The organism is Lentzea sp. NPDC058450, from assembly GCF_042721395.1.
Taxonomy (GTDB): Bacteria; Actinomycetota; Actinomycetes; order Mycobacteriales; family Pseudonocardiaceae; genus Lentzea.
In genome coordinates this window covers 649073-672236 of the sequence record NZ_JBHXLO010000001.1, presented here as the reverse complement: position 1 = coordinate 672236, position 23164 = coordinate 649073, and the positions used below count along the sequence as shown (strand labels likewise).

Here is a 23164-nt window from a genome sequence, read left to right as displayed (position 1 = left end):
GTGAGCCACCTGCCTGCGCTGACTATGATTGCGCGGCACTGCTTTAGCCGACTGGCCGGGCGAGGAGCACGACGTGGCTGACGATCCCGAACTCACGTCCGAGCTCATCGACGTCTCCGGGCTCACACCGGAGCAGGTCGACGCGATGCCGGAGTCGGTCCTGCGGAACTCGCTGCGGCGGATGCTCGCCGAGGACCCGTCGACGCCGGGGCAGTACGCGTCGTTCCAGAACCGTTTGTAGCCGTCGCTTCACCTGTTCAGCTGATCCACCCCGCTGGAACTACAAGTAGCGTGAGCACCCCTTCATGCCACCACGGTACGCGCGGGGAGACGTGATGAGCACGATCGTCGCCTTTCTGTCTCCTGGTGCCGGTGCGGGACAGACGAGCACGCTCGCGAACCTCGCCGTGGTGCTCGCCGGTTCCGGCAGACGGGTCCTGATCGTGGACTGGGTGACCGAACCTCCCCGCACGTCCCGATATCTGACTCCGTTCCTCGTCGACCGCCTGCAGCTCGACGACGTGCTCGGCGCGGACCTCACGACAGCTCTCTCGGCGAACCTCGGCCACGCGCCGGAACCCGAGGTCGCCCGGTTCGTGTTGCCCCGGTCGACCGGCGTCGTCGACGTGGTGGCCGTCGGCACCACGACATCGCCATCCGGCCCGAACACACCGGGTGGGCTGCGAGACCTCCTGCTGGACACCGAATACGACGAGATCTTCCTGGACGCCTCCGCCTCCACACGACGGGAGTGGGTGTTCGAGTTGGTGGCGGAACTGTGCGACGCAGTGGCGTTGTGCTTCACCGCGCGTGAGGGGGCGATCGGCAAGGCCGCCGACCTGGGCGTCGCGGTGAGGAGGCGGGCCCGCGGGCAGATCGACCTCATCCCGGTGGCGACGATGTTCGACGAGCAGTACCTCTCCAGAGCCGAACGGGCCTTGGGGGCGATCCGCGCGGCGTTCGCGGAACTGCTGGAGAACCAGCGGCGCCGCTTGGTACCGGGGGTCGCCGTCGAGATCCCGTACCGACCGCACGACTCGTACGAACCGCTGCTCGCCGTTCTCGTCGAGCAGCGGGAGGCCGGTTCGCGGTTGCTCGCGGCGTACGGAGAGCTGGCGGCGGCGGTCACCGACGGCGCGGTCGAGGCCACCCCCGAGGTGTCGCCGCTCGTCGCTTCTCGCTACCGCCGCCGCTACGGCTTGGAGACCTACGACCTGCCGCCGTTGGTGCTGCTGCACGACGCACGGGGCAGGCCGTGGGCGGACTGGATCCGCGACCAGGTCAGCGCGGCCGGCATGCCGGTGCTGAGCGAGGTGCCGGCCGCTGGGAGCGTCACCGGCCCGACCCAGATCGCGTTCGTCGAGACCGAGGAGGGGCCGGGCCACCACGTCCGTTCGGTGCTCGACCACCTCGAACCGCCTCTCACCGAACGCGGCGTCGAGGTCGTCAGGCTGCTCGTCGCGAGCGCCCGGGAGTACGAGGCAGGCGAGGCCGTGACCACCGTGGAGCTCGCGGACACGACCGAGGAACGTGCGCGCCAGGGCCTCTACCAGCACTTCGTCCTCCTCGGGCCCTTCGAGGTGGGTGGCGCGGACGGTAGCCGGTTTCCCGGCAGCAGCCCTCTGGTGCGCGTGCTGCCACCGCGCAACCAGGACTTCGTCGGCCGCGATCGTCAACTGGAGCACCTCAGGGATCGGCTGGTGCCGGGCACGCCCGCACGGATTCAGGTGACGGGACCGCCCGGTGTCGGCAAGAGCGAGTTCGCCCGCGAGTTCGCGCACCGCTTCGCGCACGACTACGACCTCGTCCACTGGGTGGCCGCCCACGATCGTCAGGCGCTGTCGGACGCCGTCGGATCGATGGCGACCAGCGTTCGCGACGCGACCGAACTGCGCGGCGGTGACGTGCTGAGCGTCTTCCTCGCGGAGCAGGCCAAACGCTGGCTCATCGTCTACGACAACGCGGACGATCCCGCGGTGGTGGACGACCTCGCTCCCGCGATCGGCGCGGGTCACGTCGTCGTCACCACCACCCGGCCGCACCCGCTGACCGGCGAGGAACTGCCGCTCGCCGAGTTGTTGCCGGCGGAAAGCACGCTCCTGCTGGCCAGACAGGTGCCCGGACTGTCCGGTGTGGACGCGCAACTGGTCGCCGGCGCGGTGCGTCACCAGCCGCTCGCCGTCGAACTGGTCGCGGCCTGGCTCGGTCAGATGGCTCAGGCCGCCGGCACCTCGGCAGACCTGTCGCCGGTCGTGGCGGAGTTGCTCGGCAGGCTGAACGGACAGGACGACACGACGGTGGACGCGCAAGTCGTCGACCTGCTGACGGAGACCGCGCGGGCCACCCCGCTCGGCAGGGTGACCGTGCTGCTGGCCGAGATGTGTGCGTTCCTGTCACCGGAGGGCGCGGACATCAGGATGTTGCGGGCCAGCGCGGTGTGGCACGCGCTGGTCGCGGCCGCGGGTGAGGACGCCGCACTGCTGCAGGGCGGCGCGGACGAACTGGACCTGGTGCTCTGGGCGGGCACGCGGTCCGGTCTCCTCGAGGTGGACTGGGGTCGTCGTCCGCTGGTGCGCATGCACCGCGTGGTGCAGGCGGTGTTGCGTGAGCTGATGCCGCCGGAAGTCCATGCCGTGCGCCGGGAACAGTTGCTCTCGGCCCTCGCCGCGTACGCGCCGTCGGACGTGGACCTCGACTTCGCCTCGGGTGCGCGGCGGTACGCGGAACTGCAGAAGCACGTCGCCTTCTCCGGTGCGCTGGAGTCGAGCGCGGAACCGGTGCGCCGCTGGCTGGTCAGTCAGGTGCGGCACGGCTACCTCGACGGAGGCCCCGGCCGGTGGCGGGTTCTGCTCGCGCTGTCCGAGGAGCTCATCGCACGCTGGTCGGCCGAGTTCGGCGACGCCGACGGACTGCTGCTCCGGCTGCGCGGCCAAGCGGCGAACCTGTACCGGGGGCTCGGCGACAACCGCTCCGCCAGGGAGCTCGACACCGCGGTGCTGGGGCACCAGCGCAGGGTGCTGCCGCGCAACCACCCGCAGACGTTGATCACCGCTCGCGGCCTCGGAGGCGACCTGCGCGGGCTCGGCAGGTTCGCGGACGCGCTGCTCGAGGACCAGGTGACCTGGGAGGGGTTCCGGCAGTCACTCGGCGAGGACCACCCGCACACCCGCATCGCCGCGAACAACCTCGCGTTGTCCCACTTCCTGTCCGGTGACGCGTCCGCCGCTCTCGCCGTGGAACGTGACAACTACCGGCGCCGCAGCCGCCTGTTCGGCCTGGACGACATGCAGACCTGGTGGTCGATGTGCGGAATCGGCGTCTACCTGCGCGAGCTCGGCCAGCTCACGGCGTCGACCGCGGCCCTGCGCACCGCGCTCGAGCACGTGCAGGAGCTGCGGCAGGAGAGGAACCTGCTGAGCTTGAAGATCCGGTGGAACCAGGCCATCACCGAACGGCACGACAACAGGGCGTCCGCCGCGGCCGTCCGCAACCGGGGAACCCTGCGCGACTACGTCCACGAGCTCGGCGAGAAACACCCGTGGACACTGGGATGCCGGTTGAGCCTTGCCCACGACCTGCGCCGGATGGGCGATCTCGAGGGTGCCACCGCGCACGCGTCCGCCTGTCTGGCAGGCTTCGTCGAGGACGTAGGACTGGACGAACACCACCCGTTCGTCGCGGTGTGCCGCATGGGGCTGGCCAGTGTGCTGCTGGACGCGGGCGACCTCGAAGCGGCTGCGGACCTGGTCGTCCTCGCCCGCAACGAGTTCACCGCCCACCTCGGCGTGCCGCACCCGTGGACGCAGGCGGCCAGGTACCACCACGCCGCGATCCTCCACGCGGGAGGTGACCACGGCGCGGCCTGGAGCCAGGTGGCCGACGTCCACGCCGCGTGCGACGACTACTTCGGCAACCGGCATCCGTACACCCTGGTCACCGGTGAGTACCTGCGGAGCGGTGACTGGGGCCCCATCGACGTCGACGTTCCGCAGACCTGAGGACGGTGCCACGTGAGCAACGAGGAACCGGTCACGGTCAGCACGGAGAGCCACGTCGGCGGCGCGTTCACCGAGGCGATCGAACGATGCCGGGACGCGGTCGCCCGGGAAGCCTCGATCGCGCACCTGTCGCACTACAGCCTGGGTTCCCACGACTTCTCGATCGACCGGATGGGCGCAGCTCAGCAGTGGCAGCGGGACGACCTGGTCGTGCTCGGCCGCCGGTTGTGGTTCCAGTTCACCCGCCTCGAGCGCACGCTGCTCGACGCGCGTACCGGCGCGTTGATCCGGATGGTCGCTCAGTCCACCGAGGGTGCCGTGATCTGCGTGGCCACCCAGCCGGGTGACCAGCTCGTCGGTGTCGTCGTGGCACCGGCGGGCACCCGGGCGCTGCCGTCCACACCGCAGGTCCGCGAGACGGACGCGCTCGTCTCGATTCTGGCCGACGATCTCCGGGCAATGACCCGGCTGCGGTCGCAGAACCCCGGCGGATGGGCCACCGTCGACGACTTCGTTCCGCTCATCGGCGAGGTGACCGACCCCAGGGTGACGGTGCGCGTGCCCGGCGCGCCGGGTGTGGACCGGGTGACCGAGATGGCGACGCGGGCGTTGCTGGACAAGCACCTCCACTTCGTCGCGTACGTCGTGGACGGTGAACTGGCGGTCACCGCGGACTCGCTCGGCGAGCCGGAGCTGAGCTCGTTCTTCACCCAGATCGACGTCGACCTGCGTCGCCGGTTCTACATCGCGCTGAGCAGGCAGTTGCCCGAGTCCGTGGCGGCGCTGAACCGCATGCTCTCCTCGGTCCCGGGCGGCAGGCTGCTCAGGTTCGTCCTGGACGTCGAGCAGGGCGCCGTCTACTACTACCGCCTCGGTCCCGGGCGGTATCTCGTCGGCGTGACCCTGGACCAGAGCGCTGTCTTCCACGGCGACGACTCCATGGCACGCCTCGCCGAACAGGTCCTGCGCGATGGCTGAGCGGGTGCAGCACAAAGCGTTGTCGCACCGCGCCATCACGCTGGCCGGCCTCGCCCTGGTGGTGCTCGGCGTGGGCCTCGCGATGGCGCTGGTCTGGGCGTACGGCGGTGGCACCGATGCCGAGCGCAACAAGCTCGACGCGATCAGGACGGCGGGCACCATCGTGGTGGGCGCGGGAGGTGCCGGCGCGTTGTGGCTGGCTGCTCGCAGACAGCGCTCGGCCGAGATCTCCTTGCAGCAGAAGGAACACGACCAGCGCCAGGTGGAGATGGCGCACGTGCTCACCGAGCAGACCGCGGCGAACACGCGGGCCGACACGGTGGAGCGGCTGACGACTGAGCTGTACGGCAAAGCCGTCGAACAGCTGGGGTCCGACAAGGTCCCGGTCCGGATGGGCGGCATGTTCGCGCTGGAGCGGCTCGCGCAGAACATCCCCGGCCAACGGCAGATGATCGTGAACGTTCTGTGCGCGTACCTGCAGATGAGCCTGCCGGAGGACGACGAGCAGGAGCCGCAGGTGCGCGCGAGGGCCCAGGCGATCCTCGTCGCGCACCTGCGTCCGGCCGCGGGCGACCGGTTCTGGGAGGACACGGATCTCGACCTGAGCGGCGCGCGTCTGTCCGAACTGGACCTGAGCGGCTGCCGGATCCGCGCCGGCAGGTTCGGTGGCGCTCACCTCGGTGGGACGACCTCCCTGCGCCGCGCGGAGTTCGCCCAGCTGTCGTTCGACGGCGCGGCGTTCGACGGCGAGGCCTTGTGCGACGAGCTCGTCGTCACCGGGGAATCCTCCTGGCGCAGCACGGAGTTCCGCGGTGACACCCGGTTCGACGGAGCACGGTTGCGCGGCCGCGCGAGGTTCGACCGGGCGGTGCTGAGCGGGCAGTCCGTGTTCGCCGGCACCGAGTTCGGCGGCGACGTGTCGTTCGACGGCGCGGTGTTCCACGGCGACACCCGTTTCCAGCGCGCGGTCTTCCTGCGGATGGCCTCCTTCGACGGCGCGGGCTTCGCGCGGCAGGCGCGGTTCACCGGGGCCTGCTTCGCGGGCGAAGTGGCGTTCGACGGAATCCGGTGCACCGACCTGCGGTTTGACGAGATCACCGCGAGGGCGGATCTGCCGGGGTCGGCGACACGTGCGTGGCCATCGGGATTCGCGCTCGGCGGTACCTGCCCAGCACCTTCCGGACACGACGGGGAGTGGGTTCGGGTCGTCAGTGGAACCCGTGGCGGACGTTGACGCCGAGGGTGTAGAAGGTCCGCACCAGTTCCGGCTTCCTGCCGCCCGCCAGTTCTTCCAGCCTGGCGATCGGCACCTGTTCGGTGACCCGGTCGAACGCGTGGCAGATCTCGTCGAGCCGGTCGTAGGCGGCCACCGGCACGGGGGAGACGGCCGAGGCCTCCCGGTACCAGGCACCGACCTCGGCGCGGAACCGCGTCACGATCTCGTGCAGCAGGATTGCGACCGCGGCGGGCTCGAGTCCCTTCCGCAGGTGCAGGAGCAGCCGGGACGGGCGGTCGCCGGTGAACTCGTCGGCCAGCACGGCCCGGATGTCCAGCACCTCCGTCAGCTGGTCGATCGCCTTGACGAATTCCTGGTCGACGTGCGGGGGCAACCGGAGGGCGGGTTCGCCCAAGGCCGGTTCGCCGTCGCGCATCCGATGCAGTTCGCCGGCGATCTCGTCCAGTCGGGCCGCCATCGTCTCGAGGCTGGCGTCGGACGTGGACCGCACCTGGTCCAGCCGTTCCGCCACCCGTTCGACGAAACCGTGGATGCTGGCCTGCTGCCGGGTGATCTGCTCCAGCGCCTGGTAGATCTTCTCGATCGGCTCGTGCCCGGTCTCCGCGCTGACCTCGCTCCTGATGGCGCGCAGCAACGCGGTCATGTGGTCGGCGTAGGCCAGCCGCTGGTAGACGAGCGGGGGCCGGCTCAGCACGCCGACGAGCCGGTCAGCGGGCTCCGCGGCCAGGCCGCCGTTCACCACGAGCAGCACCCGGCAACCGAGCTCGATCTGGCGCAGCGCGAGCACCTTCGACGTCAGGCGTTCGGCGTCGCGGAAGTTGAGCACCGACTCCGTCAGCACCACGGCGCATCCAGCGGAGCCGTCCGGGAACGACACCCAGAAGTCCACGCGGGTGTCGACGGTTCGCCCGACGAAGTACTGCTTCAGGTAGGTGAGGCCCTCGGCGTCCAGCAGCCGCGCCGTCGCCGCCTCCACGTCGTCCACGCTGGACAGTCGCGCGCTCTTGGCCGCCTCCCTGACCAGGTCGTCGGTGATCGGCGTGCCGTCGGTGGACCACCTCCGGTAGAGCTCGCTGCAGAGCTGGATGATCTTGCGTGGCACGCCGTCCGCGATGCCGACGAGATAACCGACGACGTCTCTCGGGAACGGGTTGTCCCGCGCGTCACCGAGCGCCTCCTCGATGTACTCGCACACCTGGTCCGTGCCGAACCCGGACATCCTGATCCGGTGCGTGATGCGCTGCCGCACGTCCGGGCGCAACTCGCTCTCGAGTTCCGGCAGGCCTGCCAGCACGAGAAACGCGCCGGCGGAACCGGCCTGCTGCAGCAACGACTTGAAGGCTGTCATACCGGCGTCGTCCGGCCCGGCCGCCACCAGTTTGTGCAACTCGTCGACGACCATCAGCAACTGACGGTCGTCGCGGGCGTGGAGCCGGACGAACCCGCTCATCGCCGCCAGCGCGGCGTCGTTGGAGTCGAGCCGCTGATGGATGCCGCGTTCCACCAGCATCTGGTCGGGGGGCCCGCCGCGCAACCAGCTCCACACCGCGTTCTTGAGGCGGTTCTTCTCGTCGTCTTCCCGCAGCAGCAGGGCCAGCGCCTTGCTGAGCATGGGGTGCCGCGTGATTTCGGTGAGTCGTGCCTCCGTCCGCCCGTGCAGGCTGGACAGCGGGAGCGACACGTTCCTGGCTCCGTGCTGGGGATCGAGCGCTCCCTCGCGCAGCAGCTGGATCTGCTGTGGCGAGAGGATTCCGGTGGCGTGCAGCTCCTCGGCGACGATTTCCGCGTAGACCTCGTTGACCGGTTCGAGCACGTCCTCCTGCCGCAACGCGTCGGTGAACGCGCGGTACAGGCCGGCGAGCCCGTTCGGGTTCGCCTCGAGGTAGAAGCGGCGGCACCGCGCGTCCACGTGCTGGAGCAGTTCTGCGGCCAGACGGGACTTGCCGGTGCCGTAGTCGCCGACGACCACGATCACGTTGCCCGTGCGCGGAGCGGCGAGGTAGGCGTCGAGGTGCGCCTTCGCCACGCGAATCGGATCGGTCTCGACACGCGGCCCGTCGACCTCGGGCGCGTGGGTGACCGCCATGGAGCTGAACGGGTTCGCGGTCATCGGCGGATCCTGAAGTCGTCGAAGAACCTCTCGTAGAACAGCCGGGTGATGTCCTCGTAGGTCACCCAGTCGCGATCGGTGTACCCGCTGTTCTGCCTGCCGCGTTCGTCGTACACCTCCGAGAGGATCCGTTGCAGCATCGCGATGGACTTGAGCGGCCCGGCGGCCCTGTCCATCGTGTCGGTGCTGATCCGGGGGTAGTGACCCCGGCCCTGGTGCCGTGCCAGCCTGTCCTCGATGAACCGGCGCACGTCACCCTGGTTCAGCGGCCCCACGGTCAGCGTGATCGGCGGCACCGGCGAGGAGTCTCGCACCCGCAGCACCTGCGCGTGCCCGAGGTAGGACGACTCCGCGAAGAACAACAGCTTCCGCCGCGCCAGTCCCGCGTACGCCACGACCTCTTGCTCGACCTCCTCCGCCGGGGGCAGCAGCACGATCAGCACCACGTCGCCCGGCAGCGCATTGCCCAGCCCGGCGTACAACCGGCTGGGGCGTGCCGAGTCCAGCAGCGCCAGATCGTCGCGGGGGATCAGCCCGGTGTGCGTCAGTTCGTCCAGCAACCGTGCCGCGACGAGGGCCATGCGTTCCTCGACGGACTGCCGTGACCCGTCCCGGGTGAGGTCGACGACCACCCCGCGCAGCCCGCCTTCGGCGAGCCGGTCCCGCGTCCAGTGCGCGCACCGGTTGATCAGGGCCGTCTTCCCGCACCCGGACTCACCGGTGACGAGCACGAGCCTGCCGTCCTCGCGGAGGTTCTCCGAGGCGGCCATCCGGCGCGTGTACTCCTGGAACGCCGCGAGCGTGTGGTTGACGTCGACGTACAGCTCGTCGTGCGCCTGGTACCGCCAGGGGCAGAGCGGGCGCAGCGGCGACTCCTCCCAGCCGGGGATGAGGAAGGGGTTGATCGCCGGCGGCTGTGTGCTGTCCTGTGCCATCGCCCGGTGACCACCGCCTCTCGGTTCACCCCTCATGTCGCCTCGTGGGTACGGAGTATTACCACGGCCCGCGCGGGTGCGAAGACCGCCGATCGGTGAGAAGTCCTTGCGCAGGCGGACATGTGTGGTCAGAAGTTCGACGTGATGGCGGCGACCAGCTGGTCGGCGACCGACTTGGAATCGCCGGCCGTGTACGAGCCGGCCGCGGTGGCGTCGGCGATCCCCTGCAGCTGCCCGCGTGCGTCGACGTCATTGCCCGATACACCGTAGGCGATGGTGAAGACCCGGACCGGCTCGACGTCCGGGTTGAAGGCGATGCGGTTGATCAGCTGGTCGAGCTTGAGACCGCCGGAGGGTTTGTTGTCCTTTCCGTCGCTGAGCAGGACAACCGCGTTGATGGCCTTCTTGTCGAGTTGCTGGCGCATGTGGGTGACGGCCTGGTCGACGGTGTCGATCATCCCGGTGTCGCCGCCCGCCTGCAGGGAGTTGATCCTGTCCGCGATCTCCTGGCGCTTCGCGTCGGTCAGCGGGCCGATCGCCGACAGTTCGCAGTGGTCGTCACGACAGCCAGGCCCCTTGCCCACGACGTCGGCGCTGGAGAAGTTCCACACGCCCAGCCGGTCGGAGTCGGTGAACTTGTCGATGATCGCGGCGCGGTACCGCTTCACGAGGTCCAGTTTGGACTCGCAGCGGACGGCGGACGGGTCCTGTGGGGCGGATTCCCGCACGCAGTGCTTGTTCTGGCTCTCTGTCCCGCTCGTGCCGTTCACGCTGTCGTTCATCGAGCCGGAGGTGTCGACGACGAACAGGACGTTGGCGGGCTTGCGCACGGAACTCCACGCCGACAGCACCTTGCCGAGCGTGCGCGCGGACGGTGTCTCCATCTCCTTGAACTCGAACGAGGGGGAGACACCGTTGCTTTCGGTGGCGAGCTCACCTGACACGTGTGCGGGATCGCGGAAGCCCAGTTGCCCGAAGCGCTTCTGCGCCTCGGGAGAACGCAGGTGGCGGAGGAAGTCCTGGCTCAGGTCCCGCTTCGCCTCGGACATGTCGGGCCAGGCGAGTTCGACGTAGGGGTGGTCGTGGAAGATCGTGCCTTCCTTCGGGTACATCGCGACGAGTTTGGTGGCCGGCGGTGCCTCCCAGGGAGCCGCGGGGGAGAGCGCGCCACTGGGATAACCGGCGTTGTAGGCCAGCATCGAACTCTCGTCCACCGTGATCGCGGAGACGTAGGAGAGGGCCTGACCGTTGCGCTCGGCGTTGCGCAGGTTCCGCAGGAAGTGCAGGCTCGTCTCGCCGTAGTGCACGATCGCCTGCTCGATACCACCGACGAACTTGCGGGCCTCCGGGTCGTCCACGACGCTGTCGTCGAGTCGTCCGTCCGAGTCCGCGTCGGCGCGAAACGCGTGGAGCGCTCCGATGGTCGCGTTGAGGCCGGAGGTCGAGTAGTTGGGGTTGGTCTTGCCGAGCCGGAACGGGCCCCAGTTCTTGTCGAACCTGCCCCAGCCCCGCGGGTCCTTCGCCAGCTCGGCGAGGGTGCGCCAGCTGACCTCCTTGGTCTCCGGCCAGCCGAGCACCTCCGCCATGGGTTTCGGCATCGCGATCACCATCGGGGTGGTGACCACCGACCCGCTGCTCTTGGCCGGCAGCGTCGCGGCCCTCTCGCTGTCGGCACGGTCGCGCGCGATGTCGAGCCACTCACTGGAGGCGGGCGACCACACGTCAGGCCGCTGGCCGTCCGCAGGGGTCCACCCGCGAGCCAACGCGTTCGCGGCGCTCCCGGAGTTGAGTTCGGTGACCACGATCTGGGCGCAGTGCCCGTCCGCAGTGCGCGTGCCGTACCCGTCCGCGATCTCCTTGACCAGCTCGCTCTTGTCCGCCGACACGCCCACGTGCACGAACGTGTCCGGCGTCGTCGAGCACCGCAGCAGTTCGGCCACCGGATTCGGGCCGCTGACCAGGTGCATGATCACGGGCGTGACGGTGTACGCCAGCAGTGCGACGACGGCCGCGAGGGCGGTCCACCGCGTCCTGGCCTGACGCCAGAACGGTGCGGGCCTGGCGGACGCGCGCTCCTGCGCGGCCGCCAGAGTCTCCGCATGAGCTCTGGCCTGGGCGTGCACCCACTTCGGAACGGCGTCGGCGAACGGCGCGCACACGTCGATGACCTCCTGCAACGACGGCCGCCGCAGCGGGTCCTTGTCGAGGCAGCGCTGGACGAGGCCGGTGAGGGCGCTGTTCCAGCCCGTGAGGCCGCTCAGGTCCGGTTCGTCCTCGAGGATCCGGCGCATCGTGTCGTCGGGGTCGTTGCCGAACGGGGGCGCGCCGGTCGCCGCGTACACGAGCAACGCCCCGAGCGAGAACACGTCGCTGGCTGCGGTGATCTCCTCGGTGCCGCGGGCCTGTTCGGGTGACATGAAGGCGACGGTGCCGATGGCGCCGTGCCGCGTGATGCCGACGTCCTCCCGGTTCTTCGCGATGCCGAGGTCGATGATCCACAGGTCCTCGGCGCCCAGCAACACGTTGGCGGGCTTGAGGTCGCGGTGCACCAGGCCCTTGGCGTGGACGAGCAGCAACTTCCGCGCGAGCGCGCCCGCGAGCCACGCGACGGACGACGGCCGCCACGGGTTGTTCGCGAAGACCAGTTCCTGCAGCGGTGTGCTCGGCAGGTACTCGGTGGCGAACCACGGCTGTTCGGCGTCGGCGTCGGCGTCGAGCAGGGTCGGGAACTCCCCGTCGGCGGCAGCGCCGAGGCTGTCTACAGACCGGATCTCCCGCCGGAACCGTTCGCGGCTCACGGGATTCCCGGCGAGATCGGCACCCATCACCTTGACGACGACCAGCCGGCCGCCCGGCCCGTCCGAACCCAGGTAGACGGTGCCCGTGGCGCCCGCACCCACCCGGCCGAGCAGCGCGTACTCGCCGATCTCCCGCGGGTCGCCGTCCTGCAACGGCTCCAGCTTCAGCGCGTCGAGCAGTTTCTCCGCGTCCTGGCCGGGTTTGGGCAACAAGAACCAAAGACTGGTCAGCGCGGCGAGCGCGCTGATGACGCTGCCCCATTTGTCAGCGGTGTCCAACGTCTGGAACGTCAGAAACACGATCAATGACGCCACGGCCGCGGCGAACGCGACTCGGGCCACGGTCCGGCGGTTCGGCAACTCGAGCTCTCCCACGTTTTCCGGAATCAGAGGAGTCGTTCTCGCGCCTGTCGGCGGCGGCGACTCACCCAACGTCTTCGAACGTCGCGCCCCAAACGTTACCGAGGGCAAGTCCACTGTGGATATTCCAGGAAAGTCGGAATTCCATGCGGTGTTCACGCATCCGGCTTTTGGAGCCGCCCTGCCGGCTTCTGTCCACCTCGCATGGCATCGCGAATGATGTCGCAACGGGGCCTTTGTGCGTGCCCAGAAGTGGTCCCCGCGCACTATGGCTGGTGCGCACGAGCAATTGTGAGAAGGACGTCGGGATTCTCGCTCTGCGCCATCGGCTCGTGGTCTTGAGCAGACAGTTCGGCGATCAGCGCGCACGGCTGCTGGTCAGCCCGCACACCAGAATCGGATGGGGTCTCCGCCGACGAGTTCGCCGACGGAGACCTCAAAGCGGTCCGGCAACCCCGGGATGCCCCAGGTACGGGGTGCGGACCTGGGCGGCTACTTCGGCGCCGGGTTCCAGGCTCCGGCGTCGGAGATCCACGCGCCGGTCGGCACCAGCGTCGACCGGTTGAGGACGCGGTAGCTCGTGGTGTCCCTGTCCCAGCGGGCGAACAACGGGAACAGGTCGGTCGCCGCGTGCTGCCGGTAGACGATCACGACCTCGTTGACGAGTGCTTTGGGGTCGCTGCTGAGGATCGCGCTGCGCTCGAGTGCGTCCGTGCCGCGCTTCGCCAGCATCGTCTCGTCGACGGGGATGATGGCGCCGCCCGGCAGCAGGACGCGGCCGTTGATGCCGTAGCGGGCGCGCAGCGCGGCCTTCGGGTCTTTGTTGTCGTCCACGAACACGGCGCCCATGTCGCTGCTCTGCGCGAGGCGCAGGCGGGTGAACTTGCTGCGGTACTCGCGCAGCTTGTCGGCGTCTGGCTTCTCCAGGGACGAGATGGCGGCGAAGACCTGGGCGTCGGTCTCGGTGGGCGCGGGCATGAACACGACCACGGCCTCGTCGTAAGGCTTCAGCTGCTTGAAGACCGGGCGGGCCGAGGTGAGCAGGGTGCCGCTGAGGTCGTGCAACCCCAGTTCGTCCTTGCGGTTGGTGCTGCCCGTGCCGGAGAAGAAGTGGGCAGGGGTGGTGCGGGCGAGGATTCCGTCCAGGCTGCGTTCGAGGTAGATCTCCCGTTCCTTCGCCGCGTCCTTGCGGTCGTAGCGGTTGACGATGTTGAACTTCCCGCCGCGGCCTTTGGCGTTGACCTGGCGGGCGGTCATCCGGTTGGCGGTGAACACGCTCTGCCAGTCCTCCGCGGCCTCCCGCTGCTTGACCGCGGTCCACCACTCACCGATCTGCGTCGCCCGCGCGCTCCACGTCGCCCCGGCGCCGCCCAGTGAGTGCAGCCCTGCCGCCAGCAGCCGCTGCTCGGTCGCGGCCTGCGCCTGTCTGCGCTCGTCGGCCAGCCGGGCCTGCTCGACCTGCCACGTCTTGTCGGTGCGCTGCTTGAAGTCGAACTCGACCTTCTCGTAGTCGGCCTTGGGCAGCAGGTGCGGTTCAGCCTTGCTCAACAGGGCGAGGACCTTGCTGAAGTCCTCCTCTGGCAGTTCGTCGGTGTACTCGCGGTAGACGGGGTTGACCCTGTTCTCCGTCGGGTCGAAGGCGACGCCTCCCGCTTCGAGCAACTTGAGCAACGTGGGAGCGGCTTCCTCGCCCACAGCACGGACCCACTTGCGCCGTTCGATCTTCATGAACCAACTCCTGCCCGTCGGATGACCATCGACAAGATCTCCGCGGTCGGAGGGGCCGTTACCGCATTTGAGCCGGAATCCTTGAGGTGTAAACGTTTGGCGGCATAGTCCACGTGCACTCGACTTTCCGTTGCGGCCAGGCATCAGGGACACCCGGAGTGGCATAGGGCGCACTTCACCTGATCCGGTGAACGATTTGATCTTGGTGCCCGCCGTGCCTCACTCTGCCGCAAAACCGACGAGGTGCGAGCGAGAGGTGCCATGGAGCACGAGGCGAACTGGTTCAAGGGCGCGGTCTTCTACGAGGTGCTGGTTCGCGCCTTCTGCGACTCGAACGGTGACGGCACAGGCGATCTGCGCGGCCTGGCGTCCAAACTGGACTACCTGGAGTGGCTGGGCGTCGACTGCCTCTGGCTGCCGCCGTTCTACGCGTCTCCGTTGCGCGACGGCGGGTACGACATCAGCGACTTCCGCGCGGTGCTGCCGGAGTTCGGCACCGTCGAGGACTTCCAGCACCTGCTGGACGAGGCGCATCGGCGCGGGATCCGGGTGATCACCGACCTGGTGCTCAACCACACGAGTGACGCGCACCCGTGGTTCCAGCAGTCGCGAGAGGACCCCGAGGGTCCGTACGGCGACTTCTACGTGTGGAGCGACGACGATTCGGCGTACTCCGACGCGCGGATCATCTTCGTCGACACGGAGACGTCGAACTGGACCTACGACCCGGTGCGCGGGCAGTTCTACTGGCACCGCTTCTTCAGCCACCAGCCGGACCTCAACTACGACAACCCGGCCGTCCAGGACGCGATGCTGGACGTGCTGCGGTTCTGGCTCGAGGTCGGCATCGACGGGTTCCGCCTCGACGCCGTGCCGTACCTGTTCGAGCGCGAGGGCACCAACTGCGAGAACCTGCCGGAGACGCACGACTTCCTGCGCAAGTGCCGCAAGGTCGTCGACGACGAGTTCCCCGGCCGCGTGCTGCTCGCGGAGGCGAACCAGTGGCCGTCCGACGTCGTCGAGTACTTCGGTGACGCGGCGGTCGGTGGCGACGAGTGCCACATGGCGTTCCACTTCCCGTTGATGCCGCGCATCTTCATGGCCGTGCGGCGGGAGTCGCGGTTCCCGATCTCGGAGATCCTGGCCCAGACGCCGGCGATCCCGGAGAACGCGCAGTGGGGCATCTTCCTGCGCAACCACGACGAGCTCACGCTGGAGATGGTCACGGACGAAGAACGTGACTACATGTACTCGGAGTACGCCAAGGACCCGCGGATGAAGGCGAACATCGGCATCCGCCGACGGCTCGCCCCGCTGCTGGAGAACGACCGCAACCAGCACGAGCTGTTCACCGCGATGCTGCTGTCGCTGCCGGGCTCGCCCGTTCTGTACTACGGCGACGAGATCGGCATGGGCGACAACATCTGGCTGCAGGACCGCGACGCGGTGCGCACGCCGATGCAGTGGACCCCGGACCGCAACGCGGGCTTCTCGAGCTGCGACCCCGGCCGGATCTACCTGCCGGTGATCATGGACCCGGTCTACGGCTACCAGGGCCTGAACGTCGAGGCGCAGACCCGCAGTCAGTCCTCGCTGCTCAACTGGACCCGGCACATGATCGAGGTGCGCAAGCAGCACCGCGCGTTCGGGCACGGCGACTTCACCGAGCTGGGCGGCTCGAACCCGACCGTGCTCGCCTACCTGCGCACGCTCGGCACCGACGTGGTGCTGTGCGTGAACAACCTGTCCCGCTTCCCGCAGCCGGTCGAGCTCGACCTGGCCGAGCACGCGGGCGCCGTGCCGCTGGAGCTCACCGGTGGGGTCCGGTTCCCCGCCGTCGGCGAGCTGCCGTACCAGCTGACCCTGCCCGGTCACGGCTTCTACTGGTTCCAGCTGAACTCCGACGTGGAAGGCGGCGACAAGAAGTGACGACGAGCGAGGCCGTCCAGGTCCTGCCCGAGCAGTTCGACCGCTGGGTGGAGGCGCAGCCCTGGTTCCGCGGCCGCGGCCCGGTGACGTGCGAGCGCGCGACCGTGCTGCACCACGGCGATCCGTCGTTGGTCCACCTGGTGCTGGCGTGCGACGACCGGCGGTACCAGCTGCTCCTCGGCGTGCGGGACGAACTGCCGGAACGCCTGGCGCACGCGAGGATCGGCGTGGCGGGGGAGCGGGTGGCGTACGAGGCGGTGTACGACCCGGAGCTCACCGCCGTGCTGCTCAGCCACTTCGAGGACTCCGCCGAGGTCGAGGGCCTGCGGTTCCAGGGCGCGCTGCCGCCGAGGTACACCGCCGCGCCGGTCGGCCGGCCGTTCTCCGGCCCGCAGCGCAACTCCTCGATCGTCTACGGCCGGCGGCACGTGCTGAAGTTCTTCCGCGAGCTGACGCCCGGCGACAACCCGGAACTGGTGCTGCACGAGGCACTGCACTCGGTCGACGACCCGCACATCGCACCGCCGCAGGGTGCGCTGGAGTCCGAACTGGACGGTGAGCGCACGACGCTGGCCGTGCTGCACGAGTTCGTGCCGCTCGGCGCGCTGGGCTGGCCGATGGCGACGGCCAGCGTGCGGGACTTCCTCGCGAGTCCCGGCGACGACCCGCAGGCGGTGGGCGGTGACTTCGCCGCCGAGGCGCACCGGCTCGGCCGCGCCGTGGCCCGCGTGCACGCGGACCTGCGCGAGACGCTGGGTGAGCAGATCGCCGGTCCCGGTGAGGAGGTGGAGTTCGTCGCGGCCCTGCACAGCCGCCTGGACGCCGCACTGGCCGAGGTCCCCGCGCTCGCGGAGTTCGAGACGGGCGTGCGAGCCCGCTACGACGCCGTTCTCGTGACCGGCGCACCGCTCCGCCTGCAACGGGTGCACGGCGACCTGCACCTCGGCCAGGTGCTGCGCTCACCGCTCACGTGGGTGCTCGTCGACTTCGAGGGCGAGCCGTACCGCGACGCCGCGGACCGTGCCCGGCCGCGCCCGGCCGAGCACGACGTGGCCACCGCTCTGAGGTCGCTGCACTACGCGGCGGCCCAGCTGCTGGTGGGCGCGGACGACGCGGAGTTGCGTCCCAGGGCGGCGAAGTGGCTGGCGCACAACCGTGACGCGTTCTGCGCCGGGTACGCGGAGGTGACGCCGGACCGCACGCCCGGCGGCGCGCTGCTGACCGCCGTCGAGCTGGACCGGGCCGTGCTGGAGGTGCGGCACGAGCACCGGTTCCGGCCGGAGTGGACGGTCATCCCGCTGTCCGCGATCGCCGAGACCGTGACCGGGCAGCCGATTCCGGTGCGTTAGCCGCGTTCGGTGTGACGAGGGGACGACCTCGAGCCGCGGTGCGGTTCGAGGTCGTCCGGCCGTCAGGCGGTCGGCAGCAGGCGGTTGCTGCGCCGCCAGGCCCAGACCACGACCAGCGCGGCCAGGATGGTGAGCGGCCAGCCCATCGAGATCCTGGCGATGCCCAGCCAGCCGGTCTCGTCGCTGACGTAGAGCCACTGCTGCACGGCGAACCGGGCGCCGGACACCGCGGCGGCGGCGAGCGTGGCGACGTCGTGGGCTCGCAGCACACGGCGGTCGGAACGCCAGGCGTGCTTGCGGCCGTGCACGAGGTTCCAGGCGACGCCGGTCAGCGGCCGGCGAAGCAGCACCGACCCGAACGTGACGACGAACGCCGCCAGGTAGATCCAGATGCCGACGACGAAGAAGTCCCGCGCCGATCCGGTCAGGCTGACGATGCCGATGGCGACGGCGAGCCCGAGCAGCCCGCCCGCGGCCAGGCTGAACCGTTCCCCGCGCAGCAACCGGTAGCCCGCGATGGCCAGTCCTGCGGCGACCGACACGACGATCGTCGCGGTCAGCGGCAGGAACGTGTTGGCCAGGACGAACACGACGACCGGGGCCGCCGAGTAGGCGAACCCGGCCGGTCCGCCCATCTGCTCGAGTGGCGTCGGTCCTCGCTTCGGGACGGACGTCCGAACGGCCGGCTCCTTTCCTCCGGGAATGAGGTTCCGGTCGGTCGTGCTCATGTCTCCTCCTGGATGGGCCGAGTCCGTCCAGGAAAAACCGTGCCGCAGCGGCACAGTCAAGCCGGTCGGGGAAGATCGACTCGGGTGGCTGCTACTGCACGGCGATGGCGATCTTGCCGCGGGGTCGTCCGCGGCCCTCGCCGGTGGAGCCGCCTTCCAGCAGCGTGTGCGCCTGCGCGATGTCGGTCAGCGGCAGCACGGCACCGATCACCGGTCGGAGTTCGCCCTGGTCGACCAGTCGGCCGAGAGCCTCGAGCTTCGCCCGGCCAGGGCTGACGAACACGAAGTGGTAGGTCGCGTTCACACCCCAGGCGGCGAGCAGGTTCTGGGGTTCGGCGATGTCCACGATGGACACCACCCGGCCCCGGTCGGCGAGGATCTCCGGGCTGCGGCTGAGGGTGTCGCCGCCGACGGTGTCCAGCACGACGTCCACTCCGCCCATCGCGCGGACCTGCGGCGCGTAGTCACCGGCGGAGAAGTCGATCGCCGTGTCGGCGCCCAGCCCGGTGACGAACTCGTGATCCCTGTCCCGTGCGGTGGTGATCACCTCGGCTCCGAGCGACTTGGCGATCTGCACGGCCACCGAACCGACGCCGCCCGCTCCGCCGTGCACCAGGACGCGCTCCCCAGGGCGCACCCCGGCGCGTTCGACCAGCGCTTCCCACACCGTCACGCCCACGAGCGCGAGACCCGCGGCCTCGACGTGCGACAGGCGCGCGGGTTTGCGGGCGACCAGTGCCTGGTCGACGACGTGGAACTCGGCGTAGGTTCCCCGCCCGGTGAACGTCGGCGCCAGGTACCAGACCTCGTCACCCGGCTGGAAGTCGTCCGCCCCGGGGCCTGTCGCAACCACGACTCCGGACACGTCGCTGCCGATCACGGCGGGCAGGACGACCTGGTCGCGGTAGTCGCCGCGCCGGGTCTGCAGGTCGAGCGGGTTCACGGACGTGGCCATCACCCGTACCAGCACCTCGCCGGGCCCTGGAACCGGTTGCGGCAGCTCTCGGGTGGAGAACGCGGCGTCCGCGCCACCGAAGCGAACGAGTTCCACCGCACGCATGGAAGTAGGCATGCGGCCACCATAAATTGATACATTGCAAATCGTCAATGTGAGGTTGCGTTAGGATGATCGGGTGTTCTCGGAGGCTGAGCTGCTGGCTGTGTTCCGGGCCCTGTCGAATCCGGCCCGCCGTCAGATCCTGGTGTGGCTCAAGGAGCCGATGAGCTTCCCCGGCCAGAAGGAGGAGGACGTCGAGATCGGCGTCTGCGTGACCGACATCCAGCGGCGTACCGGGCTGAGCCAGCCGACCACCTCGCAGTACCTCACGATGCTGCGGGAGGCGGGGCTGGCGGTCGCCACCCGCCGCGGCAAGTGGACCTACTACCGCCGCGACGAGGAGAACATCGCCCGCCTTCTGGAGACCCTGCACGACGTCTTCTAGCCCGTGCGCACGAGGCTCTTCACCACAGGCCGTCCAGTAGCCTGGTGATCGCGTCCACGAGTTCGGCCACGAGGATGCAGAGCTGCACCGCGACGATGCCGCCCTGCAGGACGAGGGCGATTCGCGACGGCCGGCGGGGCTTGCGGGAGTTCGTGCTCACCGTGGTCACCTCTCTGCTGGATTCGGTGCTCACAGGAAAGCCCGGACATGCGCTGACCAGGTACTCCGCACGGTTCCTCTGGAGCGGAGGAACCGTTTTTGGCCCAAGCCCGCGATACTCGGCACCATGTATGACGGTCCCCTCGACGACGTGGCGATCAACGTGCGAACGAAGAGCGGCCGGTTGCTGACCGGCCGCAAGCTGGCCAACAGCCCGGTCGTCCGGGCGTGCCTGGAGGGCGGCCGGCGACTGGCCGAGCGGGAGCTGCTGGGACAGGTGGGGGACGAGCACCTGCACCGCCCGTTGCGCACGCTGACGCGGGAGAACATCGCCGCCGAGGCGGAGCGCGTCTTCCAGGAGGCGGAGAAGCGGCGCGACGGGCAGATCGCGCGTGCTCTCTTCGGAACGCCGCCTGACTGGAAGAAGGCCAAGACGAGGCCGTCCGGCGGCTCCATGAAGGATCCCTGGCCCACGCTCGCCCTCTACATGGGTGACCTGGTCAGGTACGCGCTCCTGGATCGCTACTCGCTCACCGAAGGGATGCTCGACGACGCGACACGGGCGCAGCTGCGCGAGGCCCCGGCCTTCAGCGCCGTGGTGGACAAGGTCGCCTACCAGGACATGAAGATCGTGTACGCCGACGAGACCTCGGCGCGGTTCCAGTACCTCGCCACCGGCCTGGCCGACTTCCACGACCAGGTCAGAGAGGCGCTCGGCGGCGTCTACGAGCACTCCTTCCGCTACTGGCGCGGCGTGTACGCGGAGATCCTCGAAGCGCGCGGCGTCTCACTGCGTCCGGGGATCTCCCTCGACGAGCTGACGATGATGCTGACCGGGATGGCCCAGGGGCTGAGCCTGCGCCACATCGGGGCCGCCGGCGGCAAGGTGATCGACCACCACGACCGGTGCTCCGTGCTGGGCAAGGCCTCCCTGATCCTGATCGCCGGTGCCATCGACCCGGGAGACGGCCGGGACGTCGCGGACGTCGTCGACGAGCTCATGGCCGTGCGAGTGCCACCCGGCGAGGGTCGCGGCAAGCAGGGAGCGTTCCGCACCTGGATCGGACGAGTTGCGAGGCTCACCGCTGAACGCCCTGCCCGCGAACCTCGACCTAGGTAACGCGGCGCCCCGCACTTCCGATCTGGCCAGCACACCGTCGTCGTGGGAGGGCACAGTTGAACCGTTCGTCCTCACCGCCGCCTCGCTGGTTGCGTCGCGCGATGATCTTCGGGCCCGTGGTCGTCCTGCCGGTGACCGTCGCGGCGGTGTTCGTCGCCTTGCCGGCGTTGTTCCGCATCGCGGCCCTGGCAGCCGGCGTGCCGGCGCTTGTGTACCTGATCTCCTCGGCGCGCAGGGAACTGCGGGTCGATCGGCACGCCACCCCGGAGATGAGAGCCAGGTACGACGACCTGTCCGGACTGTTCCGGGAGGGTGCCGGTGTCGTCCTCGACAACGTCGACGAGGGCGTCGCGATCATGCTGGTCAACGGCCGCGCCGGGAAAGGGGCCGAGCTGCGTTCGGTGCTGAGGTTCGACCGCGGGGAGTTCGAGGCGGCGGGGCGGGACGGGAGGCCGACGCCGGTCGTGTTCGCCCAGTTCTTCCTCGACCCCGTCCGCGCCGTCGTGCGGCACCGGGTCAGCGTTTTGGCCGTGAGCCGCACCGAGAAGGGCACGCCGATCATCAGCGCTGTGCCGTCCCCGCCGCGAAGCCGGCGCGAGACGAGGAAGACCGATCGCCTGGTGGAGCGCCTCGCGGCCGACATCCCTTCGCTGCGGGACCTGGACGTGCTGATCGGCCAGGTCCAGTCGAGCACCGCCCGCATCTGATCACGATGTCGTTCGTTCGTGAAATGACGGTTGTGCTCGCTCGTGAGTGGGAACGTGATGCGGGTGACGATCGAGCACGATGGACCGCAGCACACGCATCTCGACCGCGACACCCAGGAGTTGCTGGACCCGCATCACCACCGCGCGAGCGTTCACCTCGGCGACCGCCTGATCGTCGATCCGGATCAGGTCCTCGCGAACGTCGCCATGGCGATGGAGCGGCTCGACCTCGACACCAGCACTCCGGTCAGCATCGAGGAAGATGTCGCGACCCTCGAAGAGCTGATCGCTCTGGTCGACCACTTCGACCAGGGGCCGACGCTCATCGCCCACACCCTCAACACCGCCGCGCGCGTCATGAACGCCCGTTATCCCGCGGAGCTCGTTCATCGCCCGTTACCGCTTGACTGCGATCTCCGCCGACTGTTCCAAGTGGACATAGACGAACGCAGCCTGAGCATCGCGCGTGCGGTGTTCAACCACCGGCTCGCGCAGCACGCGGACGTGCGGAGCACCGAGGTCGCGGTGGACCTCGGCGGAACCACGTCTCAGCAGCGAATCGAGGTGTTCATGGCGGTGTTCTTCCTGTACGGGACCAAGGTCGGCGCGTTGCAGAACCGGACCGGCATCCGATGAGCGCTTCACGACTTGATCGACGAGAGCAGGGTCCTCGCCACGTCGCGCAGCTTGACGTTCTCGTGCTGGGATCGTTCGACCAGCATCGTGAACGCTTCTTGCTCGGTGCAGCCGTGGACGGCCATCAGGACACCTTTGGCCTGCTCGATGACCGCCCGTGACACGAGTGCCTGCTCCAGGTGATGCACCTGTTCCTGCGAGTGCTGCCGCTTGCGCGCATCCGCGATGATGGCGCAGGCCGCGGTGCTGAACAGGCGCATGAGGCCTTCGTCGAACGGATCGAACGCATCCGGCGTCAGGCTGTACAGGTTGAGCGAACCCACGTGTTCGGCGTCGTCGCGCTGATCCGCCGAGGTGAGGACCACCGGAATGGACAGGTAGGCACGGACCCCGTGCGCGGTAGCCGCGTCCACGAACTCCGGCCACAGATCGCTGTGTTCACGGACGGTGGAGCGGACCGCCGTGAGCGTGCGCGCCGACTCCAGACAGGGCCCGCGGCCGGAGCTGTACTGCTTCTCGTCCACCTGGGCGAGCCGCTCGTCCGTGGTCGCGGCGGTGCGGGGTCTCAGACCGTCGATCACGGACACCGTCACGGCATCCGCGTCGGCGATGGCGTTCCTCGCGGTCTCGGCCAGCTTCGTCAACGCCTCGTCGAGAGACTCTTCTCCGGTGACGGCGTCGCGCAGCAGCACGAGTGCGTCGGTCGTCTCCTCGAGTCTGCTCAGCTGATCCGGCCGGTCGTCCTCGGCAGAGGAAGTCGGCAGCTCAGAGGCGTCCCATCGATCGGCCATGCCGCGGTACTCCGTGTTCGTCGGTGGAATCCACGGCGCCGACTGCTTGACGCACCCGCGCATCCTACGACGATGATCAAGAGGCTTGACCATGACACGCGATCGAACGGGCGCGACCGGTGCCGGCGGAGGTCGGCTGGATGTTCAACCGTCCTCCGC

General features: G+C 69.3%; 18 protein-coding genes. 10 read left to right on the top strand and 8 right to left on the bottom strand.

Annotation, left to right across the window (positions count from 1 at the left end; genetic code table 11):
• Positions 1-73: 73 nt before the first annotated feature.
• From fxsA to ACFWNN_RS03035, 4 genes are all read left to right on the top strand, one after another.
• A complete protein-coding gene (gene fxsA, locus ACFWNN_RS03050; RefSeq protein WP_382438147.1) occupies positions 74-241 on the top strand; it encodes an FxSxx-COOH cyclophane-containing RiPP peptide in 168 nt (55 codons plus the stop codon).
• Positions 242-335: 94 nt separating this feature from the next.
• Positions 336-3998: an FxSxx-COOH system tetratricopeptide repeat protein gene (gene fxsT, locus ACFWNN_RS03045; protein ID WP_382438146.1), complete on the top strand. Its 3663-nt coding sequence runs from the start codon at positions 336-338 to the stop codon at positions 3996-3998.
• Between the two features lie 12 nt (positions 3999-4010).
• Positions 4011-4976: a hypothetical protein gene (locus ACFWNN_RS03040; RefSeq protein WP_382438145.1), complete on the top strand. Its 966-nt coding sequence runs from the start codon at positions 4011-4013 to the stop codon at positions 4974-4976.
• Complete coding sequence (locus tag ACFWNN_RS03035) at positions 4969-6210, top strand: pentapeptide repeat-containing protein (RefSeq protein WP_382438144.1); 1242 nt, start codon at positions 4969-4971, stop codon at positions 6208-6210. Before ACFWNN_RS03040 ends, ACFWNN_RS03035 begins: the two co-directional genes overlap by 8 nt.
• Here the strand turns inward: ACFWNN_RS03035 and ACFWNN_RS03030 are convergent.
• From ACFWNN_RS03030 to ACFWNN_RS03015, 4 genes are all read right to left on the bottom strand, one after another.
• A complete protein-coding gene (locus ACFWNN_RS03030) occupies positions 6185-8323 on the bottom strand; it encodes an AAA family ATPase (protein WP_382438143.1) in 2139 nt (712 codons plus the stop codon). The genes ACFWNN_RS03035 and ACFWNN_RS03030 overlap by 26 nt on opposite strands.
• Positions 8320-9258, bottom strand: a complete 939-nt coding sequence (locus ACFWNN_RS03025) for a hypothetical protein (RefSeq protein WP_382438142.1) — start codon at positions 9256-9258, stop codon at positions 8320-8322. Before ACFWNN_RS03025 ends, ACFWNN_RS03030 begins: the two co-directional genes overlap by 4 nt.
• Before the next feature lie 128 nt (positions 9259-9386).
• Complete coding sequence (locus ACFWNN_RS03020; RefSeq protein WP_382438141.1) at positions 9387-12431, bottom strand: substrate-binding domain-containing protein; 3045 nt, start codon at positions 12429-12431, stop codon at positions 9387-9389.
• Positions 12432-12908: 477 nt separating this feature from the next.
• Positions 12909-14144 carry a hypothetical protein gene (locus ACFWNN_RS03015; RefSeq protein ID WP_382438140.1) on the bottom strand — a complete coding sequence of 412 codons (1236 nt, stop codon included), beginning with the start codon at positions 14142-14144 and terminating at the stop codon, positions 12909-12911.
• Positions 14145-14405: 261 nt separating this feature from the next.
• Here ACFWNN_RS03015 and treS point away from each other — a divergent pair, with 261 nt between their 5' ends.
• Together treS and ACFWNN_RS03005 are read left to right on the top strand one after the other, a co-directional pair.
• Entirely contained in the window at positions 14406-16073 is a 1668-nt protein-coding gene (treS, locus tag ACFWNN_RS03010; RefSeq protein ID WP_382438139.1) for a maltose alpha-D-glucosyltransferase, read from the top strand.
• On the top strand, positions 16070-17422 hold the full coding sequence (locus ACFWNN_RS03005; RefSeq protein WP_382438138.1) for an aminoglycoside phosphotransferase: 1353 nt from the start codon (positions 16070-16072) through the stop codon (positions 17420-17422). The genes treS and ACFWNN_RS03005 overlap by 4 nt, the downstream gene beginning before the upstream one ends.
• Positions 17423-17484: 62 nt before the next feature.
• Here the strand turns inward: ACFWNN_RS03005 and ACFWNN_RS03000 are convergent, their stop codons facing one another.
• A complete protein-coding gene (locus tag ACFWNN_RS03000; RefSeq protein ID WP_382438137.1) occupies positions 17485-18150 on the bottom strand; it encodes a DUF3159 domain-containing protein in 666 nt (221 codons plus the stop codon).
• A gap of 91 nt (positions 18151-18241) precedes the next feature.
• Positions 18242-19201: a zinc-binding dehydrogenase gene (locus ACFWNN_RS02995; RefSeq protein WP_382438136.1), complete on the bottom strand. Its 960-nt coding sequence runs from the start codon at positions 19199-19201 to the stop codon at positions 18242-18244.
• An 82-nt stretch (positions 19202-19283) separates the two neighbouring features.
• Here ACFWNN_RS02995 and ACFWNN_RS02990 point away from each other — a divergent pair, with 82 nt between their 5' ends.
• Entirely contained in the window at positions 19284-19592 is a 309-nt protein-coding gene (locus ACFWNN_RS02990) for an ArsR/SmtB family transcription factor (RefSeq protein WP_382438135.1), read from the top strand.
• A 19-nt stretch (positions 19593-19611) separates the two neighbouring features.
• Here the strand turns inward: ACFWNN_RS02990 and ACFWNN_RS02985 are convergent, their stop codons facing one another.
• The gene (locus ACFWNN_RS02985) at positions 19612-19752 is read right to left on the bottom strand and encodes a hypothetical protein (protein WP_382438134.1); all 141 of its coding nucleotides are present in this window, start codon (positions 19750-19752) and stop codon (positions 19612-19614) included.
• Positions 19753-19878: 126 nt separating this feature from the next.
• Here ACFWNN_RS02985 and ACFWNN_RS02980 point away from each other — a divergent pair, with 126 nt between their 5' ends.
• From ACFWNN_RS02980 to ACFWNN_RS02970, 3 genes are all read left to right on the top strand, one after another.
• Complete coding sequence (locus tag ACFWNN_RS02980) at positions 19879-20871, top strand: hypothetical protein (protein WP_382438133.1); 993 nt, start codon at positions 19879-19881, stop codon at positions 20869-20871.
• Between the two features lie 101 nt (positions 20872-20972).
• Complete coding sequence (locus ACFWNN_RS02975) at positions 20973-21578, top strand: hypothetical protein (RefSeq protein WP_382438132.1); 606 nt, start codon at positions 20973-20975, stop codon at positions 21576-21578.
• Between the two features lie 63 nt (positions 21579-21641).
• Positions 21642-22214, top strand: coding sequence for a hypothetical protein (locus ACFWNN_RS02970; RefSeq protein ID WP_382438131.1), 573 nt, complete (start codon positions 21642-21644; stop codon positions 22212-22214).
• A 5-nt stretch (positions 22215-22219) separates the two neighbouring features.
• Here ACFWNN_RS02970 and ACFWNN_RS02965 read toward each other — a convergent pair whose 3' ends face one another.
• Complete coding sequence (locus ACFWNN_RS02965; RefSeq protein WP_382438130.1) at positions 22220-23068, bottom strand: ANTAR domain-containing protein; 849 nt, start codon at positions 23066-23068, stop codon at positions 22220-22222.
• Positions 23069-23164: the final 96 nt, after the last annotated feature.